Origin of the sequence: Pseudomonas sp. S3E17, assembly GCF_024168685.1 — a bacterium.
Classification (GTDB): domain Bacteria; phylum Pseudomonadota; class Gammaproteobacteria; order Pseudomonadales; family Pseudomonadaceae; genus Aquipseudomonas; species Aquipseudomonas marginalis.
Window position 1 is genome coordinate 3,855,544 of the sequence record NZ_JALJWE010000001.1, and the last position, 25,170, is coordinate 3,880,713.

The window sequence follows — 25,170 nt, forward strand, 5'->3', positions numbered from 1 at the left end:
CCAGGTAACAATTTCCCCCTGCAACCCGACAACCGGCTCCCAATTCCCGAAGCTGTTTCACAGATTAGTAACCACAAAAAACCCGGCGAATGCCGGGTTGTAACCACTCATGCCGAAGGCTGGAAGTACCCCGCCAACGCCCGCAAGTCCTGCTCGCTCAGCAACCCCGCGTAATACTTCAACTGAATCCTGGCCAGCAGATACGCATGCCGCGCATTGGCCAAGTCGCGGCGGGCAGTGAAGAGTTGTTGTTCGGCGTCGAGCACGTCGAGGTTGACCCGCTCACCGCCGCTGACGCTCTTTTTGGTGGCGATGACCAGCGCGGTGGCTGAGCTGACGGCCATCTCGTAGGCACGCACTTTCGCCGCGCCACTGGTGTTGAGGTTGAATTGCTTGCGCAGCTCCACCAGCGTCGCCGAGGTGTGTGCGTCCAGCTCGTATTGGGCCTGGGACAGTTGATTGGCCGCCTGGCGCGTGGAGGCCGACACCGACCCGCCGGCAAACAACGGCAGGCTGATCTGGATGCCGACGCTGTGGGTGTCGTACCTCTGGTTGTAGCTGCTTTCCGAATCGGAGCTGGTCTGGCGGCTGCTGGCGTACAGGCTGACCTTGGGCATGTGCCCGGCGCGTTTGCGCTCCACTTCGTAGGACGCCACGTCCAGCGCATGGTGCTGGGACTTGAGTTCTGGATTGTTGGCCATGGCCAGTTCACGCCAGGTTTCGAAGCGATTGGGCTCCAGCGGCGGGATGTCGAATTGACGGGTCAAAGGGGCCAGCTCTTCGATCTGCAATGGCTGGCCGACAATCGCTTCCAGCTCGCGCAAGGCGCTGTCCTGGGCGTCCAGCGCCTCGATTTCCTCCGCCTGGGCCAGGCTCAAGCGCGCCTGGGTTTCCAATACATCGGTACGGGTGCCTTCGCCGCCTTTGAGCAAGCGATCATTAAGTTGCAGGCGTTCGGCAAATGCTCGCTTCTGCGCGCGGCTCAACTCAATACGCTCCTGCGCCAGCAGCGCCTGGCTGTAGGCACTGAGCACACGCACGGCCAGCTCCTGGCTCTTGCCGCGAAAGCGCTCATCGGCCATCAGCGCCTGGGCCGTGCCTTGGCGAAAGCGCGCATAGGCTTCGTAGTCCAGCAACGGTTGCTGCAAGGTCAGGGTCGAGGCGTAGCTGCGGTAATCACGGTCGCTGGTGACATCGCCGACGGCGGTGCTTTGGGTCACTTCGGATTCGTTGCGCGAGTTGTTATAGCTCCAGGACAGGTTCGGCAATAACGCTGCACGGCCGATCACGCGGTTCTCTTCGCCGGCTTCGCGCTCCTGAATGGCGGCCTGGAAGGTCGGGTCATTGCGCAGAGCGAGGTCGTAGGCGTCGAGCAAACCCAAGGCATGTGCCGCCGGTGTAACGCTCAGGCACAGGGTCAAAAACAGCGCCTTCATTCTTCCACCAGGGCCATGTGGGTACGGTCCAGCAAGGGTTTGAACAGGTAGTTGAGCATCGAACGCTCACCGGTCTTGATGAAGGTTTCCACCGGCATGCCCGGACGAATCCGCACGCCGTCCAGTTGTTGCATGCCCGCCGCACTGACCTGGGCGCGCACGGTGTAATAAGGCTCGTCGGTGCGCTCATCGACCTGGCGGTCGGCGGAGACCAGCGTCACCTCACCGGCCACCCGTGGGGTGGTGGCCTGGTTGAACGCCGAGAACAGCAACTCCACCGGTAGGCCCGGATGCACCTTGTCGATCATTTGCACCGGCACCCGCGCTTCCACCCACAACGCTTCGCCCTGGGGCACGATGTCCATCAGGGCCTGGCCGGGCTTGATCACGCCGCCTTCGGTGTACACCTCCAACCCGACCACCACCCCCGAGGCCGGCGCCCGTACCAGGCTATTGGCCAGTTCGAACTCGGCCGACGCCAGCCGGTTACGCAGGTCATCGCTGCGGGTGCGGGTCTCGGCCAACTGGCCGCGCAGGTCTTTCTGGAAGTCTTCGCCGAGCTGGCGGATGCGCAGGCGCAGTTCCAGAACCTGGCGCTGCAACTGGCCGATGCGTCCGTAGTCTTCGGCAATCGCGCCGTCGACCTGGGCGTACAGGCGCTCGCTGTCGAGCAGGCGATTGCGCGGGATATAGCCATCGCGCGCCAACTCGCGCAGCCCTTGCAGTTGCTCATTCAACGCCGCGCGTTGCTGCAGCTTGCTCGCCTGGGAATCCCGCGTGCCGCGCAACTGCGCCTCGGCGCCGGCGATGGTTTCGCGCAGGCCTTGCTGCTCGGTGGCCAGCGCCTGGGCGCGGCTGGTGAACAGTTGCCGTTGCAGGTTCAAGGTGTTGGCGGCCTCCGGCTCGTTGAGCAATTCAGGACCGAAGGTGATGGCGGGCAGACCTTCGCTTTCCGCACTCAAGCGCGCCTCGCTGGCCAGGGACGCCAGGTACTGGCTGCGCAGCGACTGCATCTGCCCGCGCAAGGGCGTCTCCTTCAAGCGCAACAGCACCTGGCCGGCGTTGACCACATCACCGTCACGCACCTCGATACGCTCGACGATCCCCCCGGCAGGATGCTGTACGGTCTTGCGATGGCCAGAGACCATGACCTTGCCCGACACCGCCACGCCCTTGTCCAGCGGCGCCAGCGCGGCCCAGCCGATAAATCCGGCAAAGCCGCCGAGCACCAACAACCAGCCCAGGCGCGAATATTTTTTGTCATCCAGCGCCAACACCGTGTGAGGGCGGTCGCTGACCAGCACCGGCTTACTCATGCTCATGCCTGTTTTCCTTCGCCGAGGCGATAGCTCATGCTCAGGGTCGACACCGGTTTGGAGGCTGCCGGTTTCTGCCGCGCCTCCAGCACCCGCGCCGTCGGACCAAAGGCCTGCAACTGGCCGTCCTTGAGGATCAGCAACTGGTCGGTCAGGCTCAGCACATTGGCTTTGTGGGTAATCAGGATCACCGTGCGGCGCTGCTGCTTAAGCTGGGTGATGGCCTGGAGCAGCGCCTGCTCGCCCACTTCGTCGAGGTTGGCGTTGGGCTCATCCAGCACGATCAACGCCGGCAGGCCGTACAGCGCACGGGCCAGGGCCACGCGTTGCTTTTGCCCACCGGACAACCCCGCACCGCCCTCCCCCAACTGCGTGTCGTAGCCTTGCGGCAGTTGCAGGATCAGGTCATGTACGCCGGCCATTTGCGCGGCGGCGAGGACTTTGTCGGCCTCCAGCTCGGCAAACCGCGCGATGTTGTCGGCGATGCTGCCGGCGAACAATTGAATGTCCTGGGGCAGGTAGCCGATGTGCGGGCCGAGTTGCTGTTTGTCCCACTGGGCCAGGTCGGCGCCGTCCAGCCGCACCTTGCCGGCCAGCGGTGCCCAGGCGCCCACCAGCACCCGCGCCAGGGTGGATTTGCCGCAGCCGGAAGGCCCGATCACGCCGAGCACATCCCCCGCGGGCAGGTTAAACCCCAGGTTCACCAGTGCAGGCCGACGGCTGCCGGGGGCGCAGGCGCTGATTTGCTCGACGCTCAACTGGCCCTTGGGCACCGGCAGGTTCATGCGCGGCGGTCGCGCCGGGTTGGCCGCCAGCAGCTGCGACAAGCGCTCGTAGGCCAGGCGCGCCGAGCCCCATTGTTTCCAGACGCCGATCAGTTGGTCGATGGGGCTCAGCACCCGGCCCATCAGGATCGAGCCGGCAATCATCATCCCTGGCGTGATATCGCCCTGCACCGCCAGCAACGCGCCCAGGCCGAGTACCAACGACTGCAACGCCAGGCGCACGCCCTTGGACCAGGCGGTGACGGCGGCGGTCTTTTCACTGGCCAGGTTTTGCTCGGCGAGGAACGCCTGGTGCTGGTGGAACCAACGCCCGCGCAAGGTGGCGAGCATGCCCATGGCCTCGATGCTGTCGGCATTGCGCAGGTTGGCCGTGGCCTGCTGGCTGGCGTGGATGGACAGTTGGCTGGCCTGGGCCATCGGCGCCTGGCTGACATGGTGGTTGATCCACGCCAACGCGATCAATATCGCCGCGCCGCCCAGCGCCAGCAGGCCAAGCCAGGGGTGGAACAGAAAGATCACCAGCAGATACACCGGAAACCACGGCGCATCGAAAAACGCGAACAGCGCCTGGCCGGTGGCGAACTGGCGCAAGGTGGTCAGGTCATGCAACGCCTGGCCTGCCGGCTGGGTGCCGCCCTTGAGTTGCGCTTCGAACGCGGCGTCATAGACCCGCTGGTTCAGGCGCATGTCCATCTGCGTGCCGAGGCGGATCACCACCTGGCTGCGCACCCACTCCAACGCGCCCATCAGGCCGAACAGGCCGAGGATCATCAGCGTCAGCATCAACAGGGTCATCTGATTACCCGAGGCCAGCACCCGGTCATATACCTGCAGCATGTACAGCGCCGGAGCCAGCATCAGCAGGTTGATCACCGCCGAGAACAGGCCGATGTTGAAGAAGCCACTTTTATAGGCCGTGAGGGCGGCCAGGGTTTCGTTGCCGACGTGGCGCATCTGGGGATTCTCGTGGGGTTGAACGTGCAGCGTCGCCGCGTTGACAGCCGATACGGCGCTGCGCAGAATTCGGCACCGCCGTCGCCGGAAGAGTTAGAAGGCTTGGGCGACGGCGGTGTAATACGGCGAATGGGAGAGCGATCTTCCATTCGCTTTTTTCAGGCGGCAGCAGGTTCAGGCGGCGAGTGCCCAGTCCTGTGCCACGTCCTGCACGCCCACCAGGGCAACGTCGGTGGACACTGCGCTGGCGTGTGCCGCCAGGCCCGCCGACACTTCGTCGAAGGTGCTGGCAGTGGACAGGCCGAAGTCGTCGAGCAGGTTGTTGAGCACGGTTTCCAGCGCGGCGGTGTTGCCCTGCATCAAACCGTAGATCACGCTTTGTACTTCGTTGCCAGCCCGGCCGGCGCCCTCGGCGGCGCTCAGGTCGAGGCCGTTGAACGCGACCTTGAAGTCGCTCAGGGAGAAGTCGCTGCCATTGCCGCCGCCCAGGCCTGTGCCCAGTTGCACGTTATCCAGGTCGCCCCACAGGTAGTGGTTCAGGTTGCTGCTGGCGGGCAACGACGGGTTGAACACATAGTGCAGGCCATTGCTGGTGTCGCTGTCGGCGATGAACGCGTACTCGGAGTTGTTGGCGCCGTGGGTCGAATACTGGTCGCCGCTGAGGGTGCCGTTGCTGAAGCCGCCGGTGTTGCTGGTGCCGTGCCCTGCGGTGTTGAACCCCACTGCCCAGGAGCTCAGGTAGTCCGATACCGACAGAGAACCCAGGCCCGAATCGTAGCTAACAGAAATAGTCATCGCTAAACCTCGTTAAACAACGTTGTTGATGAGCACGCCGGTGCGGCGCGCCTTTTTGCCCACCCATGGGCAAAACCGTTGATCAAGTGCCTGCGCACGCTGATCAGAATTTGTATTCCAACATGCCGCTCAGGGTTCGCCCGCGCGCCAGACTGAGGTTGTTGGCGTCGCCCATGGCGACGAAATAGGCTTCATCGGTGGCGTTTTCCAACGCCAGTGCAATGTTCAGTTGATCCGTCATCCAGTAACTGGCGTACAGGTCATAGAGCGTGTACTTGGGCCACATCGCCTGATCCATCAACTCGTAGCCCTGCTGATTGAGGTTTTCGCCGTTGCCCGAGCTGTAGCGCACACGCACACCCGTATCCAGGCGTTTTTCCAGGAAGCGCGTACCCAGGGTCAGCGAGCCGCGATCGGCTGGCATGTACGTGGCGTTCCCCATGATTCGCCCGCAGCTTTCCTTGTTGTTGGCGACGTCGTCATCCAACACTTCATAGGTGGTGACCGGCCGTATGCCGATGCGCCCATCCGGCAGGGTGAAACGCTCCAGGCGAGTAGTCCTTGGCCCGGTGGTCTTGGCACCGCCCATGTAATAGTTCTTCGAGCAGAACTCATTGCTGCCGATCATGTGGGTGTAGCTGAGGTTGGCGTACGCACGGCCCATGTCGTAATTGAGCTGGTATTCGACCCCGCGAAAACGCGTCGGGTTGGTGTTATTGACGTAAGCCATGGTCCCGAGAAATCCACCCACCTGGGTTTCCGGCAAGCTGACGCTGGTGTTGAGGAAAGAGAAGTTTTCGATCCGGGTATCGAAGTACGCCACCTTCATGCCGAGGCGATCGTCACTGAAAAACAAGCCTTCCTTGAAGACATTCATGCCCACTTCCCAATCCCGTGATTCTTCAGGCTTGAGGTAGGGGTTGGGAAATACGCGCTCTCCCGAACCGCCACCGTGGGGTCTGCCGGTCATGAAGGTTTCGGTCACCGCCGGTGGCCGCCAGCCCTTGCCCCACCGGGTATAGAGCTGCAGCCAGTCCACGCCCGGTTTCACCGCGAGACCGAAGGTGGGGGAAAACTGGCCTTCTTCACGGTCGACCTCCATCACTTCCGAGACACGCCTGGCACCGACAAGGCTGTTGTAGAAGCGATCACGCCGGTACAGGGTCATGCCGGTTTCGCCTTCGAGCCGATAGCGGTCATAACGCAAGCCCGCATCCAGGGTCAGCCAGCCGCCATATTCGTACTGCGCGTTGTTGAACAGGCTGGCGATGGTGCGCTTGCCCCCTGGGGTGCTGCCCTCTGCGTAAGGCAACAAGCCCAGGTTGTTGGTGGCTTCAACTTTGTTGGTGCGGGGCTTGAACTCGTCCTGATACAGCTCCACCCCGTAGTTCCAGGTGACATGCCCCTGGTCGCCAAAATCGAACCGCGAGGTGTTGTCCCCCTGCAGGCCCCAGGTGTCGGTCTGGAAGTGATCGGTGTAGGCGCCGACGTAGTTACCGGTACCTGGCGACGACAGGTTGGGGGCGTTGCCGCGATCCATCTGGGTGGTGACGTAATAGAGCTTGGCCTTGAGATCGATCAGCGGGTTGTCCGGGCTGTAGCTGTAGTCCAGCGCGACGTTTTTGGCGTTGAGATTGTTTTTGCTGGTGCGTACGTAGTAGGTGCTCTGAAGATCGTTGGCGATATAGCCCCAGGCATCGTTACTGTCGGTGTCGGTTTCCAGGTAGCTCAACTGCACGCGTTGGTCGTTGGGCAGGTTCAGGCCGAACTTGACGATCTGCGAGCGGGTCACGCTACCGGTGTCGCCGACTTCGCTGTTCAACCAGTCGTCGAAGGCCGCAGGGGCAGATGACCTGGCGCGCAGGTTGGTGCCCAGGTTGTCGTCGTTGTGCCGGCCGGCGCGGTAGTTACCGAAATGCCGCTCGCTGTAGCCCAGCACGACATCGCCGCGCTCATCACCAAAGGCAAACACGCCACTGCCGTTGAAGTCGGTGCCGTTACCCAGCTCACCGATGCCGCTGCCGGCGCGAAGGCGGCCGCCGTAGTCCTTGCCGTCCTTGAGGAACTCACTGGCATCCAGGGTCTTGAACGAAGCAATGCCGCCCAGCACGGCCGCACCGCCCTGCCCCGACTGGCTGCCTTTGTCGATCTCGATGCTGGAGATGAACTCCGGGTCGATCAGCATGGTGCCGTTGCGCTGCTGGTGGCCGTTGACGTTGAAGTTCTGGCGCATGCCGTCGATGTTCATGTTCACCCGGCCATAGTCCTGCACACCGCGAATATTCACCGACAGGCCAGGGTCGCGCTGGTTGACGGCGGTGTAGACGCCGGCGGTTTCTTCGAGCATGTCGGCGGCGTGACGGGGCGGACGTTTATCGATCATGTCGCGGCTGATCACCGCCACGGACTTTGGGGTCTGGTACACCCAGTCGCTGGCCTGGCCGTTGGTGTTGCCGGTGATGGTGGTGGTGCCCACGGTCATGGCGCCGTCGTGGTCGTCGCTGACACGGTTGAGGGTGACCTGGCGCTCACCGGTAAAGCGGTACTCCACCGGCGTGGCACCGAGCAAACGGCCAAGGCCTTCCTGCACGCTGAAGCTGCCTTTGAGCGCGGTGCTGCGCAAGCCTTGCAGGCGCGGGCTGTCGAACAGCACCTGCAGACCGGCCTGGTCGGCAAAGGCCAATACGGCACTGCCCAAGGATTGCGCCGGGACATCGAACACCCGCACCGCCGACTGGGCAGCGTCCACCTGAGGTTGCACCGCATACACGGGAGCGGCCGCGGCGAACAGACCCAAGTGGATGGCCAGGGCTAACCGGCTACCGGTGATACGCCCCTTGGTGAGTGCTGACATTTCTGGTTTCCCTGCGCTGATCGTATGTTTGTTTATGCGAATGCTTCTCACCTAGCAAGACGTACGAGGCGCAGGAAGTCAGTAAGGTTTTTTCAAAAGTTTTTGCGCAGGGGGGGGTTAAGCGGGTGAGAGCAGGCCTCCCACCGGGTCATCAATAGATCAGGCTGAGGCCTGCCAGGTCCAAGCGTTGCACTTGAAGTTCCTGGGTGAGCGTTCCGAGGGCGCTGTCGAGCATGTCGAGACGGAAGACGCCGCTGACTTCACGCTCACCCAAATCGGAATGGGTCAACACCACCCGCCCCGGACGGTAGCGATTGAGCTGCTCAATAACCTTGGCCAGGGGCTGGCGATCAAAGATCAGCACGCCGCGTCGCCAACTGGTGGCACGGTCTACATCAAATTGATCCAGGGGCACCACCCCCTCCTGGGCGTTGTAGCGCGCAGCCTGGCCCTCCTGGAGCACCCGATCGCTGGGGCCTTTTTTCGGCGAGGCGTGCAAAGACACTTCGACGCTGTGCTGCAACACGCCCACCCAAGCCCGGCGGTCGGCCTCGCGCTCCACCACAAACCGCGTGCCCAACGCCCGCGTCTGCCCGCCGGCGCTCTGCACCACGAACGGACGGGTCTCCTGACCCACCATCGGCGCCACATCAAAAATCGCCGAGCCCTGGATCAGGCTGATACGCCGCTGCACGCCGTCGTAATCCAGGCGGATGGCACTGGCGGAATCCAGCTCCACCGTGCTGCCATCGGCCAAGTGCACGGTGCGTACCTCGCCCTTTTGGGTGACATAGTCGGCCTGCATGCGCAGCCAGGCGTCCGGCCCGCGCAGCCAGCCGACGCCAGCCACCACCACGACCAGCGCGACCGCCGCCGCACTTTGCCAGGGCCTGCGCCGCAGGGAGCGACGCGGGGGCAGCGCTGCAGTCGCAGGGCGCTGGCGGTGAACGGTCTCGTCCTTATGCACCTCGCCCAACGCCGCCCAGGTCTGTTCGGCAAAGCGCAGCGCCGCTTCGTGGCGGCTGTCGCAGGCGATCCACTGGCGCAACTCGGCCTGCTCCTGGTCGGTCAGGGCACCGGCGTGCAGGCGCACCGCCCACTCGGCGGCCTCCTCGGTAATGCTGTGCTGTTGCGGACCCTGGCTATTCACGTGTGAATCTCGAATTTTTCGTTATATGACGCTGTGACGTCTGAGCGGAGGTTTTTCCGTAATTCATTCGTCGGCTGGCTCCACCTCGCCGTCCTGCAAGCGCAGCATCACATACGCCAGCGCCTTGGCCAGGTGCTTTTGCACGGAGCTGTCGGAGATGTCCAAATGCCGGGCGACCTGGGCGTGGGTCATGCCCTCTATACGGTTCAGACGGAAGATCTGCTGGGTGCGTTCCGGCAATTCCGCCAACGCCTGCTTCAATGCCTGTCGCTGTTGCTGCGCCATTGCCTGAGCCTCCAACCCGGCCACTTCATCTTCAATTTCGGCCAGCGCCTCATGGGGCACGGAGTCTGTCTTGCGCCGCGCTTCCTGGCGAATATGGTCGATCAGCAGATTGCTCGCCGTTCGATAGAGATAGCCCTGGGAGTTGTCGATACGCTCGCCGGCGGGTTTTTCCGCCAGGCGCAGGAAGCTCTCCTGCACCAGGTCGGCCGCCAACTGCGGGTCCCGTACCTTGCGCGCCAGATACCCGCGCAGGGTATCGGCGTGCTTGAGAAACAGGCCTTTGAGATCCACGTCCGACAAACCGACTCCCTGGAATGTAAAGGAAACAGGCGGGCATCTTAAGCGTTGTCGAGAATGATTTTCAATTGATATCTAATCCGATTCGAGCACCGGACACGTCTGATTAACGGTTCGGTAATCGAACACATCTGCCGTCATCAATTGACCAAATTAACTAACCAGTACATTTTATCTCCACAACCAACAAGAACTGTGGAGATCCCCCGTATGCCGCCCATCGTGCTGGTGCTCAACGGCCCCAACCTCAACCTGCTCGGCACCCGCGAACCCGCCACCTACGGCCACGAAACCCTGGCCGACGTGGCCGCTCTATGTGGCCGCAGCGCAGAACAACTGGGGCTTAAAATCGAATTCCGCCAGACCAACCACGAAGGCGAACTGCTCGACTGGATCCACGGCGCCCGCGCCCGCTGCGCCGGTATCGTGATCAACCCGGCAGCGTGGACCCACACCTCGGTGGCGATTCGCGACGCCCTGGTGGCCAGTGAAGTGCCGGTGATCGAGGTGCACTTATCCAATGTGCATGCGCGCGAGGCGTTTAGGCATCACTCGTTTGTATCGCCCATCGCCAAGGCGGTGCTCGCAGGCTTTGGCAGCCATGGCTACCACTTGGCCCTGGAACATTTCAGCCAGTTGTTGAAGGGGTCGGCCCGATGAAACCGCGCATCCTCGCCGGCCTGATCGGCGCCGGCATCCAGGCCTCCCGCACCCCCGCCTTGCATGAGCAGGAAGGCGACGCCCAAGGCTTGCGCTACCTGTATCGCCTGATCGACCTTGAGCCCCTGCACCTGGACATCAACGCCCTGCCCGACCTGCTGGACGCCGCCGAGTTGATGCACTTCACCGGGTTGAACATTACCTACCCGTGCAAGCAGGCAATCCTGCCGTTGCTCGATGATTTGTCCGACGAGGCCCGAGGCATCGGCGCGGTCAATACGGTGGTGTTCAAGGACGGCAAGCGTATCGGCCATAACACCGACTGCCTGGGATTTGCCGAAGGCTTTCGCCGCAACCTCAACGATGTGCCGCGCCAACGCGTGGTGCAGATGGGCGCGGGTGGCGCCGGTGCCGCAGTGGCGCATGCGCTATTGGCGGAAGGTGTCGAACACTTGAGTATTTTCGACGTGGACCCCAGCCGCGCCCGCGACCTTGTGGATAACCTTGCCCAGCGTTTCGGCGCCGGTCGCGCCCAGGTCGGCACCCACCTGGAGAACGCCATGGCCGAGGCGGATGGCCTGGTCAACACCACGCCCATGGGCATGGCCAAGCTGCCCGGCACGCCGGTGCCCGCGGCCCTGCTGAGAGCCGAACTGTGGGTGGCTGAAATTGTGTATTTCCCACTGGAAACCGAACTGCTGCGCGATGCCCGCGCCTTGGGCTGCCGCACCCTGGATGGCGGCAACATGGCGGTGTTCCAGGCGGTAAAGGCGTTTGAACTGTTCAGTGGCGAGGTGCCGGATGCGCAGCGGATGCTCGCGCACTTCAAGAGCATGAACAGCTGAAATGTGGGAGGGGGGCAAGCGCCCTCCCCCATTGGGTCAGGCGGTGTACTCAGGCCTGCAGGTAGCGCAGCACCGATTCGCAAATCATCTCGCGATGCCGCTGTTTAACAGCCTCATCCGACAGGTCGATCTGAAAGATCTCACTGAACGTATGGCGGTTGGACACCCGGTAAAAGCTGAATGAGTTGATCAGCAGGTGCACGTCCAACGGCTCCAGTCCTTCACGGAACAGCCCCATCTCGGCGCCCCGGCGCAACGTCACGCCCAGCCCCTCGAGGATTTTGCTGTTCATCGCCTTGATGGTTTCGGTGCGTTTCACGTACTCGGCATTGTGGATATTTTCGATGCTGACAATACGCACGAAATCGACGTTCTGATCGTGGTGATCGAAGGTGAACTCCACCAGCCGCCGGATCGCCTCACGCGGTTCCAGGGCGGTGAGGTTCATCCGCGTTTCGGTGTTGCGAATATCGCCGTAGAGCTTCTCCAGCACCTCGACGTACAACTGCTCCTTGCTGCCGAAGTAGTAATAGATCATGCGTTTGGAGGTATGGATACGCTCGGCGATGGCATCCACGCGAGCGCCGGACAGGCCCTGCTGAACAAACTCGACGATGGCTTCCTGGAGAATGTTCTCGCGGGTCTTTTCCGGGTTGTTCTTACGACTCTTGCGCGGTGCGTCTGACACCGCGGGGAGTTCGGGACTTGAGGTCATGGTGCGCTCACGGCCATTTTTATTGTGCAGGCCGCGATTATGGGCCGAGGCGTCCTACGAAGGAAGCACCTGGCCCACCGTTATAAACGCGCCTGGCGCACCGCGCCGCTGCGGGATTTGGCCATCGCCGCCAGGCGCACCGCTACGTTGGCCGCGCCGTAGCCGGCGTAACCGTTCTTGCGTTGGATGATCTCGAAGAAAAACCGTCCTTCGAAGGGCTCGGTATACACATGAAACAACTCACCGCCCTGGGCGTCACGGTCGTACAACACGTTGTAGTACGCCAGTTCGCTGAGGAACTCATCATCGAAATCAAAGCGCGCGGCCAGGTCATCGTAGTAGTTGAGCGGGATATCCAGCAGCGGCACCCCGGCCTCCTTGGCACGGCGCACTTCGGCAAAAATATCCGCGCAGTCAAAGGCAATGTGATGCACACCCGAGCCGCGATAGCTCGACAGCGCGTGGGAAATCGCGGTGTTGCGGTTCTCGGAAATATTCAGCGGTAAGCGAATCGAGCTGCAACGGCTGCGCAGCGCACGGCTTTTCACCAGGCCGTAGGGGTCGGGCAGCACCACTTCGTCATCGGCTTCGAAATCCAGCAGGCTCTTGTAGAACAGCACCCAGCTGTCGAGGCTGTCGGCCGGCAAGGCCATGGCCATGTGGTCGATGCGCAGCAAACCACCGCCGGCCGCGCTGGACGCTTGCAGATTGAAATCGGTGTCGTAGATCCCGCCCTCACTCTGATCAACCAGGTAAATCAGGCTGCCGTCCGGCGCACGTACTGCTGCCAGCTCCAGCTCATTGGGCCCGACCAGGCCGCGGTAGGGCTGGCCTTTGTAGGCGACCGCCCGTTCCAGGGCCTTGGCGCTGTCCTTGACCCGAATCGCCGTGGCGCACAACGATGGCCCATGGGCCTCGAAAAAGTTATGCGCAAAGGAATAGGGTTCGCAGTTGAGGATCAGGTTGATGTCACCCTGGCGCAGCAGGCTCACGCTCTTGGAGCGGTGCTGGCCGGCCTTGACGAAACCCAGGCGTTCCAGCCAATGGGTGAGCTTGGCGCCGAGGTTTTCATCCACGGCGAATTCGAGGAACTCGATACCGTCGTACTCGCTGGCCGCTGGGGTATCAAACAGAATCTCGACGGGTTGTGCGGGCACCTCCTGTTGCAGGCGCTCGCGGGTTTTCTCTTCCAGATACAGCAGGGAGCGCAGGCCATCCGCCGCATTCGCACGGGTTGGCGCGGCGCGGAAGCCATCGTTGAAAATCTCCAGGGACAACGGCCCGGTGTAGCCGCTCTTGATGATCGGCGCGAGGAACCCCGCCAGGTCGAATTCGCCCTGGCCGGGGAAGCAGCGAAAATGCCGGCTCCACTCCAGCACATCCATGGCCAGGATCGGCGCGTCGGCCATCTGCACGAAGAAGATCTTGTCGCCGGGGATCTGCGCGATGGCGCTCGGGTCGCCCTTGAGCGACAGCGTGTGGAAGCTGTCGAGCAACACCCCAAGGCTCGGGTGATCGACCTGGCGCACCAGGTTCCACACCTGCTGCCAGGTGTTTACATGCTTGCCCCAGGCCAACGCCTCATAGCCAATGCGCAGGCCGCGACGACCGGCGTGTTCGGCCAACAGGCTGAGGTCGTCGAGCAGGATGCGTTCATCCCCGACGCAATCGGCCGAGGCATTGCTGCACACCAGCACCAGGTCGGTGCCCAGTTCCTGCATCAGGTCGAACTTGCGCTCGGCGCGCTCCAGGTTGCGCGCCAGGCGATCGCGGCGGCAGCCTTCAAAGTCGCGAAACGGCTGGAACAAGGTGATGGCAATGCCGAGGTCGGCGCACATCTGCCTGACTTCACGGGGGCTGCCGTCGTAATACAACAAGTCGTTTTCGAAGATCTCGACCCCATCGAACCCGGCGGCAGCAATGGCTTCGAGCTTTTCCGGCAGAGTACCGCTCAAGGACACGGTGGCGATGGAACGTTGCATGGGCGACTCCCGGCAATTGTTGTTTGTGGCAAATTATTCGCCCCCAGACTACCCGCAGCAATTAAAATGTACGAACCGGTTAGTTTTTGGTGCGATTATCGAACACTAAGCCTCTTTGGCGAATTGACGATTTTTTAGCCACTGCGCACCATCAATCACGCAGCGACACCCAAAAGAAGACCCACAACACCTCATAAAAATTTCAAAAAACGGGTACAACCACATGCCTTCGCAAAACTCCGCCCTGGCCGCGCGCCCGGGCACCCCGCACGCCGGCATCGGCGACAAGATCCGCGGCGCCCTCGCCGTGGGTAAAACCCGCTGGGGCATGCTGGCCCTGGTGTTCTTTGCCACCACCCTCAACTACATCGACCGCGCCGCCCTGGGCGTGATGCAACCGATCCTGGCCAAGGAAATGAGCTGGACGGCGATGGACTACGCCAACATCAATTTTTGGTTCCAGGTCGGCTACGCCATCGGCTTTGTGCTGCAAGGCCGGCTGATCGACCGCGTGGGCGTCAAGCGCGTGTTCTTCTGCGCCGTACTGCTGTGGAGCCTGGCCACCGGTGCCCATGGCCTGGCCACTTCGGCCGTCGGCTTTATGGTCTGCCGCTTTATCCTCGGGCTGACCGAAGCCGCCAACTACCCGGCCTGCGTGAAGACCACGCGCCTGTGGTTCCCCGCCGGTGAGCGCGCGGTGGCCACCGGTATCTTCAACGCCGGTACCAACGTCGGCGCGATGATGACGCCGATGCTGCTGCCGCTGATCCTGCATGTGTGGGGCTGGCAGGCGGCGTTCCTGTGCATGGCGTCGCTGGGCGCGATCTGGCTGGTGTTCTGGGGCTTGAAGTACTACAACCCGGAAGACCATCCGAGCGTTAAACAATCCGAACTGGACTACGTGCAACAGCAAGTCGAACCGGAACAACCCGGCGTCCCCTTCAGCCGCATTCTGCGCATGCGCGGCACCTGGGCCTTCGCCATCGCCTATGCACTCACCGCACCGGTGTTCTGGTTCTACCTGTATTGGCTGCCGCCGTTCCTGAACCAGCAGTACAACCTGGGCATCAACGTGACCCAGATGGGTATCCCGCTGATCATCATCTATCTGACCGCCGACTTCGGCAGTGTGGGCGGGGGGATTCTGTCGTCGTTCCTGATCGGCCGTGGGATGAACTCGATCAAGGCGCGGTTGCTGTCGATGCTGCTGTTTGCCTGCTGCATCGTCGGCGTGATCATGGCGGCCGGTTCCAGCCAGTTGTGGGTCGCGGTGTTTGCCATTTCCCTGGCCATCGGTGCGCACCAGGCGTGGACCGCCAACATCTGGAGCCTGGTGATGGACTACACGCCCAAGCACATGATGAGCACGGTGTTCGGTTTCGGCGGCATGTGCGCGGCCATCGGCGGCATGTTCATGACCCAGATCGTCGGCCACATCCTCACCGTCACCAACAACAACTACACCGTGTTGTTCACCCTGATCCCGGCGATGTACTTCATTGCGCTGACTTGGATGTACTTCATGGCACCGCGCAAGATTCCGACCGTAGACGCCTGATCACCTGCGCCGCTGCTGCCAGGCAGCGGCCAGACCGCTCATGCAGATCACCCCGATGCCGACCACCGTGGTCACATCGGGGGTATGGTTGAACACCAGCCAGCCCAACAACCCCGCGAAGACGATCTGGCAATAGCCGAACGGCGCCAGCAAGGCCGGTGCCGCGAAGCGGAACGCCTGGGTCAGCATCAAGTGGGCAGTCATCCCACAGGTGCCCAGCGCCAGCATCAACACCCCGTGCCACAGCGTGGGCACCTGCCAGAAGAACGGTACCATCGCACTCATCACCAAGGTATTGCACAGCCCGGCGAAGAAGTTGCTGGTGGTGGGCGTGTCGTATTGGCTGAGGATGCGCGTGAGCAGTTGGTAGAAGCAGAAGAACAGCGCCGAACACAGCGGCAGCAACACCGCCGGCGTAAACAACTCACCGCCTGGGTGAATGATCACCAGCACGCCGACAAACCCGCAGATCACCGCCAGCCATTGGCCGCGTGTCACGTGCTCGCCGAGCAGCGGCACCGACAGTGCCGTCACCAGGATTGGCGCGAGAAAGTTCACCGCCGTGGCTTCCGCCAATGGGATGTAATGCAGCGCTGTGGTGAAAAACAGGCTGGTGCCCAACAGGCACAAGGCCCGCACCACCTGCATCCCCGGTCGTTTACTGCGCAGCACCCGCAAACCCGATTGCGGCAGGAAAATCCCGGCCATCAGCAAGGTGTGCACCACGTAGCGCGCCCACACCACCATCACGATCGGGTAAAACCCGGCCAGGTACTTGGACAAGGCATCGTGGCTGGAGAACAGGAATGTCGCCAACACGATCAGCAAAATGCCTTTGAAGGGATGGTTGACGCCGGATAGGGGGGTGCTGACAGTCATGAAATTCTCTTGCGTGGCGAGCGGAACGCTGAGCACTGAACGAAGCAGCGCTCAACCCGGTAATCTAGCAGCCGGGCTGGCGCCTGCCCCAAGAGCATAACCAAACAGCGGGCGAACAGCGCACTAAATCACTGGATTCGAGTCCAACGCAGCACCTTAGCCTGCGCATTGCATACTTTTTAACCAAGGCCTCGTCGCTATGAAAAAATTCCTCTTTGTTCTTTCTGCCCTTGCCCTGCTGACCGCCTGCGACCAGGCGTCCAAGCCAGCGCCCAAACCTGCGCCGCCTTCCGTGCAGGCCACCCTGGTGCCCGAAACCCCGCCCACGGATAAATGGGTCGGCAAATGGATCGGTGTCGAAGGCCTGCACCTGACCATCGCCAAGGACGACAGCATCGGCCGTGGCCATTACCTCCTGACCATGCAATACGGCCTCGACGCCGACGACTCGGGCACCTTCAAGGGTGAAGCGGCCGAAGACGGCATCGCCTTCACCCGTCCGGACGGCCCGCAATTGCTGCGCGCCGGCGACGGAGAAGCGACCGGGCTGAAATGGCTGGCGGATAAAAAAGACTGCCTGATCGTCGCCACCGGCGAAGGCTATTGCCGTTAATACCGACCATACTCAGACACTAAATTAGTGTAGGAGCGAGCTTGCTCGCGAAAATCGTTAACGATAAAGCGGGCAATCGGGTTAAACGCAGTGGTTGTGCGTTTTTCGCGAGCAAGGACTAGGCGTCCCCCTCGCTCCTACAGAAGGCTGATCAAGAGGATTGCCCCATGCTATGGAAAAAAGGTCGACGCAGCGACAACGTGGTGGATGCCCGCGATGACAGTGGCGGCGGCGGTGGCGGGATGCGCTTTGGCGGCGGCAAGGGCCTGAGCCTGACCGCGATTGTGCTGATCGTCGGCATCGGCTGGCTGACCGGCCAGGACCCGATGCAGATCCTCGGCCAGTTGACCGGCCAGATGGAACAGGCGCCCTCGGTGAGCACGCAGTCACGCCAGGCACCGCCGGCCAACGATGAGCAGGCCGACTTCGTACGCGCGGTGCTGGGCGATACCGAAGACACCTGGGGCCAGGTGTTCCAGGAAAACGGCCTGGCCTACAAGAACCCGAAGCTGATTCTGTTCCGTGGCCGGGTCAATTCCGCCTGCGGTGGCGCCACCTCGGCCAGCGGTCCGTTCTATTGCCCGGCTGATCAGCAGGTCTATCTGGACCTGGATTTCTTCCGGGAAATGTCCCAACGCTTCCAGGCGGCCGGCGATTTCGCCCAGGCCTATGTGATCGCCCACGAAGTCGGGCACCACGTACAAACATTGCTGGGCATTTCGTCGAAGATCCAGGCCGCACGCCAGCAAGGTCGGCCGATGCAAGGCGACGGTGGCCTGCTGGTGCGCCAGGAGCTGCAAGCCGACTGCTTCGCCGGTGTGTGGGCCAACCGTGCGCAAAAGCGCCTGAACTGGCTGGAGCCTGGCGATATTGAAGAAGCACTGAACGCCGCCAACGCCATCGGCGATGACCGTTTGCAGCAGCAGGGCCAGGGGCGCGTGGTGCCGGACTCGTTTACCCACGGCACCTCGGCACAGCGGGTGCGCTGGTTCAAGATCGGCTTCGCCCAGGGCCAGATCACTCAATGCGACACGTTCGCTGCCAAGAGCCTATAAATGAATCAACGATTGGGACTGCTGTTGGGCCTGTTGCTCATCTCGTCATCCGCCTGGGCCGCCGAGCATGGCGTCAAGGTGGTCAGCCCCGAGCGTTTTCATCTGGAAGCCGGCGATCTCAGCCTCGGCCTGAGCCAGGACTGGCGCCAGCCACTGCCCGACGTCACCCGCGCGTTGATCATCGTGCACGGGCGCCTGCGCAATGCGCAGACCTACCTGCAAAGCGGAATGGATGCCGCCGAACACGCAGGCGTTGGCCCCACCACCTTGGTAATCGCGCCGCAGTTTCTCAATGGGGCCGACGTGAAGCGCAACCACCTGGACAATCAGTTGCTGCGCTGGAGGGGTAATGACTGGATGGCCGGCGATGCCTCCACCGGCCCAGGCCAGATCAGCTCTTTCGGCGCCCTCGACCAGATCATCAAGCACCTGGGCAACCGCACGCTGTTCCCGGCGCTGAAGGAAATCGTGGTCGCCGGCCACTCCGGCGGCGGCCAGGTGGTGCAGCGCTTCGCCCTCACCGGCCACGCGCACCCGACCCTGCAAACCGAGGGCATCCGCCTGCGTTATGTGGTGGCCAACCCCTCGTCCTATGCCTACTTCAGCCCACAGCGGCCGGTGAAGTTCGATACCGCCAGTTGCCCGGGCTTCAACACCTGGAAGTACGGCATGCAGCACCTGCCGGCCTACGCCAACGGCCAAAGCGCCGAGCAGCTGGAACAAGCCTACGTATCACGCACCATCACTTACCTGCTGGGCCAGCAGGACACCGACCCGAACCACCCGGCGCTGGATAAAAGCTGCGAAGCCGAGACCCAGGGCGCGTATCGGCTGATTCGTGGGCACAACTACTTTGACTACCTCAAGCAGCGCCATCCGCAATTGCGCCAGACGCTGGTGGAAGTGCCGGGGGTGGGGCATGACGGGGATGGGATGTTTACGTCGCCCGAGGGCCAGAAGGTACTGTTCACTCAGTAATACCTGACGAAACAGTCTCAAAATGTGGGAGCTGGATCATCCGGCGCAATGCAGCGCAGTCTGCAGCATGCCAATCCGCCAGCTCCGGCCACGGGTTCTCCGGCAGGTTGACCAACACCGTCCGCGCCCCTGCCGCCCGGCCGCAGTCCAGGTCAAAACGGTAATCGCCGACCATCACCATCTCGCTCGGCGATACATCCCACGCCGCCGCCAATTTCAACAACCCACCCGGATCGGGCTTGGGCGGCGCATCGTCGCGCCCCAGCACATCGTCCACGGCAAAGCAGTCCGCCAGGCCAATCGCGTCCAGGGTGATATGCGCCAACTCCCGCGCATTGCGGGTCAAAATGCCCAGGCGATAACCGCGCCCGGCCAGCTCGCGCACCAGTTCCACCGCACCGTCCGCCGCCACCGACCCCAGCGCCAGCTCGCGTTCATGTTCCAGCAACCAGGCGTGCTTGGCCGCTGCGACGTCCGCCGGTAATGCGGCAAGGTGAGTGAGGATGTCGTCCTCGGAGGGAATATCCAGGGCCACGCGAATCGCCGCAAAGTCATGCACCGCCACCGTCAGGGTGCCGTCCATGTCGAACACCCAGTGCTTAATGTCCGTCAGGCTCATGCCCAATCCTTGCGATGGCGAATCAAGCCTTCCTGGGTCACCGACGCCACCAGTTGCCCGGCGCGGTTGTACACGCTGCCGCGGGAGAACCCACGGGAATTGCCGGCCCATGGGCTGTCCATGGCATACAGCAACCAGTCATCGGCACGCAGGTCGGCGTGGAACCACAACGCGTGGTCGAGGCTGGCGACCTGCATGTCTTTCTGCCACACAGTCTTGCCGTGGGGCAGCAACGAGGTGGTCAGCAGGCCGAAGTCCGAGGCGTAGGCCAGCAGGTATTTGTGCAGCGCCGGCGTATCCGCCAGGGCACCATCGGCGCGAAACCACACGTATTTGACCGGGTCGGACGGCTGCGGGTTGAACGGGTCTTTTTCGGTGACCGGGCGCACTTCGATGGGCTTGGGGCACAGCAGCTTGTCGCGCATATGCTCGGGGATCAGGTGCGCGCGCTGCTGGGTCAGCTCCAGCTCCGACGGCAGGTTTTCCGGGCCGACCACCACGGGCATGGTGGTCTGGTGCTCGAAGCCGGCCTCGTCGTACTGGAACGAAGCGCTGCAGGTGAAGATCGGGTGGCCCTTCTGGATCGCCGTCACGCGGCGGGTGCTGAAACTGCCGCCATCGCGTACACGGTCCACCGAGTACACCACCGGCAACTTCGCATCGCCGGGGCGCAGGAAATAGCCATGCAGGGAATGCACGTGGCGCGCTTCTTCGACGGTCTGGCTGGCGGCCGACAGCGACTGGCCGAGCACCTGGCCACCGAACAGTTGGCGAAAACCCAGGTCCTGGCTGCGGCCGCGAAAGAGGTTTTCCTCGATCGGCTCCAGGGTCAGCAAGTCCACCAGATCTTCCAATACTTGGCTCATTCAAACTCTCCTCAGAGCAAAACGGTATCTACCTGTAGGAGCGAGCTTGCTCGCGAAGATCGTTAACGATAACGCAGCGCTTCTGGTTTACAGCAGCGCTCTTGCGTTCTTCGCGAGCAAGCTCGCTCCTACAGGGGGTCTATTGGGCATTCCGGGCTGCTTATCCGTGCAGCGTGTCCAACCATTGGGCGCGGGTGATGCGGTACAAAACGTGGGGGCGCAGCGGGTCATCGGCTGCGACCTTGGGGTGTTCAAAATCTGCCTGGGGATCGTAATGCATACCGATGGCCTGCATGACTTTTTGTGATGGCAGATTGGCTTGAGTGGTGAAAGCGACAATTTCGTCCAACTGCAAACGGTCGAAACCACAGCGCAGCGCGGTCCAGGCCGCCTCGCTGGCATAACCCAGGCCCCAATGCTCACGGGCCAGGCGCCAGCAGATTTCCACCGCCGGGGTAAAGCCCGCTTCGAAGCTGACGTTCTGCAACCCGGTCAGGCCGATGAACTCACCTGTGTCCTTGCGTTGCAGGGCCCACTGGCCAAAACCGTATTCGGCGAAGTGGCCGCGAATCCGGCCGATCAGGGCGGCGCTTTCCAGGTGGCTCAATCTGGCCGGGAAATAGCGCATCACCTGCGGGTCGGCACACATGCGCGCAAATTCCGTCAGGTCGGCATCGCGCCATTGGCGCATGACCAGGCGCGCGCTTTCCAATTGCAATATCTCCTCCATGGGTCCCCTCCCCTTGCCATGTGCGTGAGTGTACAGCGCTGTTAAGATCCTTCGCAGATCCCCGTCAGAAAATCCCATGCCTTTGCCATTGATCTACCACGATGACTACAGCCCTGAGTTCCCGGCAGACCACCGGTTCCCCATGGACAAGTTCCGCCTGCTGCGTGACCACCTGGTGGCCAGCGGCCTGACCGAAGACAGCCAATTGCTGCGCCCGTCGCTGTGCCCACCGGAGATTCTGGCCCTCGCCCATGAACCTGGGTATATCGAACGCTACATGAGCGGCGAGTTGTCCCGCGAGGACCAACGGCGTCTTGGCCTGCCCTGGAGCGAAGCCCTGGCCCGGCGCACCGTGCGCGCGGTCGGCGGCTCGATCCTGGCGGCGGAGCAGGCGCTTGAGCATGGCCTGGCCTGCCACCTGGCGGGCGGTACCCACCACGCCCACTACGACTACCCGGCGGGCTTTTGCATCTTCAATGACTTGGCGGTGATCAGCCATTACCTGCTGGCCAGCGGCCGGGTCAACCGCGTGCTGATCTTCGACTGCGACGTGCACCAGGGCGACGGCACCGCGCGCATCCTCCACGACACGCCGGAGGCGATCACTGTGTCCCTGCACTGCGAAAAGAACTTCCCTGCGCGCAAAGCCCAGAGCGATTGGGACATCCCGCTGCCCATGGGCATGGGCGATGCCGACTACCTCACGGTGGTGGACGACGCCCTCAACTACCTGCTGCCGCTCTACCAGCCGGACCTGGTGCTGTACGACGCCGGCGTCGATGTGCACAAGGATGACGCCCTCGGTTACCTCAAGCTGACAGACGCAGGCGTGGCCGCCCGCGATGAAAGCGTGATGCGCCATTGCCTGGGCCGCGACATCCCGGTGATGGGCGTGATCGGTGGCGGCTACAGCAAGGATCGCCCCGCCCTGGCCCGCCGCCACGGCATCCTGCACCACAGCGCGCAACGGGTGTGGACGTCATCAGGGTGTCATTGAAGTGTGGGCGTTACCCACAATGTCTGTGGAACGGCCTGTGGATAACTTGAGCGTAAGCGTCTAAGAGCCCGTATCCGTCTGGCCTGTCGGAAGCTGTACATTTTTTGATCAGGCAGCGCCGCGCGCCTCGGGTAGAATGCTCGGCTTATTTCCGCGATCGTAGCCCTGCCCATGTCCGATATTTCCTCTCGACACGTCACCATCATCGGCGGCGGCCCTGCCGGGCTGATGGCCGCCGAAGTCTTGAGCCTGGCCGGGGTGCAGGTTGACCTGTACGACGGCATGCCGTCGGTGGGGCGCAAATTCCTGCTGGCCGGCGTGGGCGGCATGAACATCACCCACTCCGAAGCGTACCCCGCGTTCCTGTCGCGCTACGCCGAGCGTGCAGCGAATATGGCCCCGCTGCTGCGGGGGTTTGGTGCCGAAGCGTTGTGCGAGTGGATTCATGGCCTGGGTATCCAGACCTTTATCGGCACTTCCGGCCGCGTGTTTCCCACGGATATGAAAGCCGCCCCGCTATTACGTGCCTGGCTCAAGCGCCTGCGCGATCAGGGTGTGGTTATCCACACCCGGCACCGTTGGGTGGGCTGGAATGCCGAGGGTAATTTACTTATCCACAGCCCGGAAGGCGAAAAAGTTGTCCACAGCGATGCCGTGCTCTTGGCCTTGGGCGGCGGCAGTTGGTCGCGCCTGGGTTCCGACGGCGCCTGGCTTAAGCTGCTGGAAGACAAAGGCGTGCCCTATGTCCGCTTGCAACCGAGCAACTGTGGTTTCGAAGTGTCGGCCTGGAGCGACTTGATGGTCAGCAAATTCGCCGGCGCACCGCTGAAAAACGTCGCCATTGGGCTGGGGGATGACAAGCCGCGACTCGGCGAATGCGTGATCACCGCCACCGGTATCGAGGGCAGTTTGATCTACGCGCTGTCGGCGCCGATTCGTGAGGCGATCAACCGTAATGGCTCGGCGACGGTGCATATCGATTTGCTGCCGAGCAAGCCATTGGACAAGGTCCAGGCCGCCTTGACCAAGCCGCGAGGTTCGCGCTCGATGAGCAAGCATTTGCACAGCCAATTGGGTTTGGATGGGGTCAAGGCGGCGCTGTTGCGCGAGTTGGCACCCGCCGAACACTTCAATGACCCGGCGCAATTGGCGGTGGCTATCAAGGCGTTGCCGCTGACAGTGGTGAAGACACGACCGATGGATGAAGCCATCAGCACCGCAGGCGGCGTGCCGTTTGAGGCGTTGGATGAGCGGCTGATGCTCAAGCAATTGCCGGGGGTGTTTTGTGCGGGGGAGATGCTCGACTGGGAAGCGCCCACCGGGGGGTATTTGCTGACGGGGTGTTTTGCCAGTGGCAGAGCGGCTGGGCGGGGGATGTTGGAGTGGCTCAACCGCTGAGATCTGCGGTGAATTCAAAGCCCCCGATGAGGCCCTTGGCAGCACCTCAAAACTTACTTCTTCTTACGCGGCCCGGTATTAAACACCGGCACCTTGCGCACCGGCTTGATCGAAGGCTCCACCGGCGCCACGTCACCACTGTCCACCCACTTGCCGAGGTTGCGCTTGCCACCGCCGCCACCGGATGCCTTGGGCTTCTTCGGTTTTTTCGGCTTCTTCACCACCTGACCGCTGGCATCGGTATCCGGCACGCGGTGTTCCGGCTCGAAGTCCTGTTCCATCTTGCGGGTCAAGGTCTGGCGGGTCAGCATCTCGATGGCCGACAGCATGTTGACTTCATCGGCGCACACCAGGGAAATCGCCTCACCGGTGTTGCCCGCGCGACCGGTACGGCCGATGCGGTGGATGTAGTCTTCGGCCACGATCGGCAGGTCGAAGTTGACCACCAGCGGCAGGTCTTCGATATCCAGGCCACGGGCCGCTACGTCGGTGGCGACCAGGATCTGCACTTCGCTCGATTTGAAACGGTCCAGCGCACGCTGGCGTGTGGCTTGTGGCTTGTCGCCATGGATGCCATCGGCGTTGATGCCCAGGCCCTGCAACTTATCCACCAGCGCATCCACGCCGTTACGGGTCTTGGCAAACACCAGCACCTGCTTCCAGCGGCCTTTGCGCATCAGGTGCACAAACAGCTCCGCCTTGCGCTTCTTGTCCACCGGCACTATCCATTGCTTGACGGTGTTGGCGGCGACGTTACGCGGGCTGACTTCGATGCTCAGCGGGTCGTTGAGCATCTGCCCGGCCAGCAGGCGAATGTCATCGGAGAAGGTCGCGGAGAACAGTAACGTCTGGCGCTTTTTCGGCAGCATGCGGTAGATGTTCGCCAGTTCTTCGGAGAAGCCCAGGTCGAGCATGCGGTCGGCTTCGTCCAGCACCAGGGTTTGCAGCTGGTTGAGTTTCAGCGCGTTCTGGCGGAACAGGTCGATCAGGCGGCCCGGCGTGGCGACCAGGATGTCGACGCCCTTGCGCAACTTCATCATCTGCGGGTTGATGCTCACGCCGCCGTACACCGCGTAGGTGGTGAGCGGCAGGTGCTGGGCGTATTCGGCAACGCTGGCGTGAACCTGCTCGGCCAGCTCGCGGGTCGGGCACAGGATCAGCGCGCGCGCCGAGTTGGCGGCGACTTTCGGCCCTTCCAGGGTCAGCAGTTGCAGCAGCGGCACGGCGAAACCGGCGGTCTTGCCGGTGCCGGTCTGGGCCGCGGCCATCAGGTCGCGACCGGCGAGCACCGCCGGAATGGCTTGCGCCTGCACCGGCGTCGGGGTCTGGTAGCCGAGCGTCTCAAGGGCGCGCAGCAAGGGTTCGATCAGGCCAAGTGTGGCGAAAGTCATGTAGTTACCGTA

At 62.5% G+C, this 25,170-nt stretch carries 22 protein-coding genes and 1 pseudogene; 9 read left to right on the top strand and 14 right to left on the bottom strand.

The annotated features are described in order from the left end of the window. Window positions 1–107: 107 nt before the first annotated feature. From J3D60_RS17205 to J3D60_RS17235, 7 genes are all read right to left on the bottom strand, one after another. Window positions 108–1,436, bottom strand: coding sequence for a TolC family outer membrane protein (locus J3D60_RS17205; protein WP_253492135.1), 1,329 nt, complete (start codon window positions 1,434–1,436; stop codon window positions 108–110). Then, a complete protein-coding gene (locus J3D60_RS17210) occupies window positions 1,433–2,758 on the bottom strand; it encodes an HlyD family type I secretion periplasmic adaptor subunit (RefSeq protein WP_253492136.1) in 1,326 nt (441 codons plus the stop codon). Before J3D60_RS17210 ends, J3D60_RS17205 begins: the two co-directional genes overlap by 4 nt. Then, entirely contained in the window at window positions 2,755–4,491 is a 1,737-nt protein-coding gene (locus J3D60_RS17215) for a type I secretion system permease/ATPase (RefSeq protein WP_253492137.1), read from the bottom strand. Before J3D60_RS17215 ends, J3D60_RS17210 begins: the two co-directional genes overlap by 4 nt. A gap of 174 nt (window positions 4,492–4,665) precedes the next feature. Continuing rightward, window positions 4,666–5,286: a heme acquisition protein HasA gene (locus J3D60_RS17220; RefSeq protein ID WP_065938324.1), complete on the bottom strand. Its 621-nt coding sequence runs from the start codon at window positions 5,284–5,286 to the stop codon at window positions 4,666–4,668. A gap of 103 nt (window positions 5,287–5,389) precedes the next feature. After that, the gene (locus tag J3D60_RS17225) at window positions 5,390–8,140 is read right to left on the bottom strand and encodes a TonB-dependent receptor (protein ID WP_253492139.1); all 2,751 of its coding nucleotides are present in this window, start codon (window positions 8,138–8,140) and stop codon (window positions 5,390–5,392) included. Window positions 8,141–8,291: 151 nt separating this feature from the next. Beyond that, on the bottom strand, window positions 8,292–9,290 hold the full coding sequence (locus J3D60_RS17230; protein ID WP_253492141.1) for a FecR family protein: 999 nt from the start codon (window positions 9,288–9,290) through the stop codon (window positions 8,292–8,294). 63 nt (window positions 9,291–9,353) lie between these two features. After that, window positions 9,354–9,875, bottom strand: a complete 522-nt coding sequence (locus J3D60_RS17235) for an RNA polymerase sigma factor (RefSeq protein WP_253492143.1) — start codon at window positions 9,873–9,875, stop codon at window positions 9,354–9,356. Between the two features lie 207 nt (window positions 9,876–10,082). On the opposite strand from J3D60_RS17235, the gene aroQ reads away from it, so the two are divergent. Further along, on the top strand, window positions 10,083–10,532 hold the full coding sequence (gene aroQ, locus J3D60_RS17240) for a type II 3-dehydroquinate dehydratase (protein WP_010206717.1): 450 nt from the start codon (window positions 10,083–10,085) through the stop codon (window positions 10,530–10,532). Then, window positions 10,529–11,377 (top strand): shikimate dehydrogenase, encoded by an 849-nt coding sequence (locus J3D60_RS17245; protein ID WP_253492145.1) that lies wholly within the window; start codon window positions 10,529–10,531, stop codon window positions 11,375–11,377. The genes aroQ and J3D60_RS17245 overlap by 4 nt, the downstream gene beginning before the upstream one ends. 49 nt (window positions 11,378–11,426) lie before the next feature. Here the strand turns inward: J3D60_RS17245 and J3D60_RS17250 are convergent, their stop codons facing one another. Together J3D60_RS17250 and quiC are read right to left on the bottom strand one after the other, a co-directional pair. Further along, on the bottom strand, window positions 11,427–12,092 hold the full coding sequence (locus J3D60_RS17250; RefSeq protein WP_027605289.1) for a TetR/AcrR family transcriptional regulator: 666 nt from the start codon (window positions 12,090–12,092) through the stop codon (window positions 11,427–11,429). Between the two features lie 80 nt (window positions 12,093–12,172). Then, window positions 12,173–14,074, bottom strand: coding sequence for a 3-dehydroshikimate dehydratase QuiC (quiC, locus tag J3D60_RS17255; protein WP_253492147.1), 1,902 nt, complete (start codon window positions 14,072–14,074; stop codon window positions 12,173–12,175). 223 nt (window positions 14,075–14,297) lie between these two features. Here quiC and J3D60_RS17260 point away from each other — a divergent pair, with 223 nt between their 5' ends. Further along, a complete protein-coding gene (locus J3D60_RS17260) occupies window positions 14,298–15,632 on the top strand; it encodes an MFS transporter (RefSeq protein WP_065938329.1) in 1,335 nt (444 codons plus the stop codon). Here the strand turns inward: J3D60_RS17260 and J3D60_RS17265 are convergent, their stop codons facing one another. Then, entirely contained in the window at window positions 15,633–16,511 is an 879-nt protein-coding gene (locus J3D60_RS17265; protein WP_027605286.1) for a DMT family transporter, read from the bottom strand. It lies immediately after the preceding gene. A 199-nt stretch (window positions 16,512–16,710) separates the two neighbouring features. Here J3D60_RS17265 and J3D60_RS17270 point away from each other — a divergent pair, with 199 nt between their 5' ends. The 3 genes from J3D60_RS17270 (at window position 16,711) to J3D60_RS17280 (ending at window position 19,157) form a co-directional block, all read left to right on the top strand. Then, complete coding sequence (locus J3D60_RS17270) at window positions 16,711–17,124, top strand: lipoprotein (RefSeq protein ID WP_065938330.1); 414 nt, start codon at window positions 16,711–16,713, stop codon at window positions 17,122–17,124. Window positions 17,125–17,291: 167 nt separating this feature from the next. Beyond that, window positions 17,292–18,179: a neutral zinc metallopeptidase gene (locus J3D60_RS17275; protein ID WP_253492149.1), complete on the top strand. Its 888-nt coding sequence runs from the start codon at window positions 17,292–17,294 to the stop codon at window positions 18,177–18,179. After that, window positions 18,180–19,157, top strand: coding sequence for an alpha/beta hydrolase (locus J3D60_RS17280; protein ID WP_253492150.1), 978 nt, complete (start codon window positions 18,180–18,182; stop codon window positions 19,155–19,157). On the opposite strand, the gene J3D60_RS17285 is transcribed toward J3D60_RS17280, so the two are convergent. Then, complete coding sequence (locus J3D60_RS17285; RefSeq protein ID WP_253492151.1) at window positions 19,147–19,776, bottom strand: HAD family hydrolase; 630 nt, start codon at window positions 19,774–19,776, stop codon at window positions 19,147–19,149. The genes J3D60_RS17280 and J3D60_RS17285 overlap by 11 nt on opposite strands. Beyond that, entirely contained in the window at window positions 19,773–20,642 is an 870-nt protein-coding gene (tesB, locus tag J3D60_RS17290) for an acyl-CoA thioesterase II (RefSeq protein WP_027605282.1), read from the bottom strand. The genes J3D60_RS17285 and tesB overlap by 4 nt, the downstream gene beginning before the upstream one ends. Between tesB and J3D60_RS17295 the strand changes: the two are divergent. Then, a pseudogene (locus J3D60_RS17295) lies at window positions 20,641–20,799 on the top strand (outer membrane lipoprotein carrier protein LolA); the annotation flags it as partial. The gene tesB and the pseudogene J3D60_RS17295 overlap by 2 nt on opposite strands. Window positions 20,800–20,802: 3 nt before the next feature. On the opposite strand, the gene J3D60_RS17300 reads toward J3D60_RS17295, so the two are convergent. Further along, window positions 20,803–21,372 (bottom strand): GNAT family N-acetyltransferase, encoded by a 570-nt coding sequence (locus J3D60_RS17300; protein ID WP_065938334.1) that lies wholly within the window; start codon window positions 21,370–21,372, stop codon window positions 20,803–20,805. 76 nt (window positions 21,373–21,448) lie between these two features. On the opposite strand from J3D60_RS17300, the gene J3D60_RS17305 reads away from it, so the two are divergent. Together J3D60_RS17305 and J3D60_RS17310 are read left to right on the top strand one after the other, a co-directional pair. Next, window positions 21,449–22,369 (top strand): histone deacetylase, encoded by a 921-nt coding sequence (locus J3D60_RS17305; protein WP_065938335.1) that lies wholly within the window; start codon window positions 21,449–21,451, stop codon window positions 22,367–22,369. A gap of 171 nt (window positions 22,370–22,540) precedes the next feature. Next, window positions 22,541–23,767, top strand: coding sequence for a TIGR03862 family flavoprotein (locus J3D60_RS17310; protein ID WP_253492152.1), 1,227 nt, complete (start codon window positions 22,541–22,543; stop codon window positions 23,765–23,767). Between the two features lie 53 nt (window positions 23,768–23,820). Here J3D60_RS17310 and J3D60_RS17315 read toward each other — a convergent pair whose 3' ends face one another. After that, window positions 23,821–25,158, bottom strand: a complete 1,338-nt coding sequence (locus tag J3D60_RS17315; RefSeq protein ID WP_065938337.1) for a DEAD/DEAH box helicase — start codon at window positions 25,156–25,158, stop codon at window positions 23,821–23,823. Between the last annotated feature and the right edge of the window lie 12 nt (window positions 25,159–25,170).

Excerpts from the sequence above, each read along its gene's own strand:
- J3D60_RS17205 (WP_253492135.1), bottom strand. The coding sequence starts at position 1,436 with ATGAAGGCGCTGTTTTTGACCCTGTGCCTGAGCGTTACACCGGCGGCA.
- J3D60_RS17210 (WP_253492136.1), bottom strand. The coding sequence starts at position 2,758 with ATGAGCATGAGTAAGCCGGTGCTGGTCAGCGACCGCCCTCACACGGTG.
- J3D60_RS17215 (WP_253492137.1), bottom strand. The coding sequence starts at position 4,491 with ATGCGCCACGTCGGCAACGAAACCCTGGCCGCCCTCACGGCCTATAAA.
- J3D60_RS17220 (WP_065938324.1), bottom strand. The coding sequence starts at position 5,286 with ATGACTATTTCTGTTAGCTACGATTCGGGCCTGGGTTCTCTGTCGGTA.
- J3D60_RS17225 (WP_253492139.1), bottom strand. The coding sequence starts at position 8,140 with ATGTCAGCACTCACCAAGGGGCGTATCACCGGTAGCCGGTTAGCCCTG.
- aroQ (WP_010206717.1), top strand. The coding sequence starts at position 10,083 with ATGCCGCCCATCGTGCTGGTGCTCAACGGCCCCAACCTCAACCTGCTC.
- J3D60_RS17245 (WP_253492145.1), top strand. The coding sequence starts at position 10,529 with ATGAAACCGCGCATCCTCGCCGGCCTGATCGGCGCCGGCATCCAGGCC.
- J3D60_RS17250 (WP_027605289.1), bottom strand. The coding sequence starts at position 12,092 with ATGACCTCAAGTCCCGAACTCCCCGCGGTGTCAGACGCACCGCGCAAG.
- quiC (WP_253492147.1), bottom strand. The coding sequence starts at position 14,074 with ATGCAACGTTCCATCGCCACCGTGTCCTTGAGCGGTACTCTGCCGGAA.
- J3D60_RS17260 (WP_065938329.1), top strand. The coding sequence starts at position 14,298 with ATGCCTTCGCAAAACTCCGCCCTGGCCGCGCGCCCGGGCACCCCGCAC.
- J3D60_RS17265 (WP_027605286.1), bottom strand. The coding sequence starts at position 16,511 with ATGACTGTCAGCACCCCCCTATCCGGCGTCAACCATCCCTTCAAAGGC.
- J3D60_RS17270 (WP_065938330.1), top strand. The coding sequence starts at position 16,711 with ATGAAAAAATTCCTCTTTGTTCTTTCTGCCCTTGCCCTGCTGACCGCC.
- J3D60_RS17275 (WP_253492149.1), top strand. The coding sequence starts at position 17,292 with ATGCTATGGAAAAAAGGTCGACGCAGCGACAACGTGGTGGATGCCCGC.
- J3D60_RS17280 (WP_253492150.1), top strand. The coding sequence starts at position 18,180 with ATGAATCAACGATTGGGACTGCTGTTGGGCCTGTTGCTCATCTCGTCA.
- J3D60_RS17285 (WP_253492151.1), bottom strand. The coding sequence starts at position 19,776 with ATGAGCCTGACGGACATTAAGCACTGGGTGTTCGACATGGACGGCACC.
- tesB (WP_027605282.1), bottom strand. The coding sequence starts at position 20,642 with ATGAGCCAAGTATTGGAAGATCTGGTGGACTTGCTGACCCTGGAGCCG.
- J3D60_RS17300 (WP_065938334.1), bottom strand. The coding sequence starts at position 21,372 with ATGGAGGAGATATTGCAATTGGAAAGCGCGCGCCTGGTCATGCGCCAA.
- J3D60_RS17305 (WP_065938335.1), top strand. The coding sequence starts at position 21,449 with ATGCCTTTGCCATTGATCTACCACGATGACTACAGCCCTGAGTTCCCG.
- J3D60_RS17310 (WP_253492152.1), top strand. The coding sequence starts at position 22,541 with ATGTCCGATATTTCCTCTCGACACGTCACCATCATCGGCGGCGGCCCT.
- J3D60_RS17315 (WP_065938337.1), bottom strand. The coding sequence starts at position 25,158 with ATGACTTTCGCCACACTTGGCCTGATCGAACCCTTGCTGCGCGCCCTT.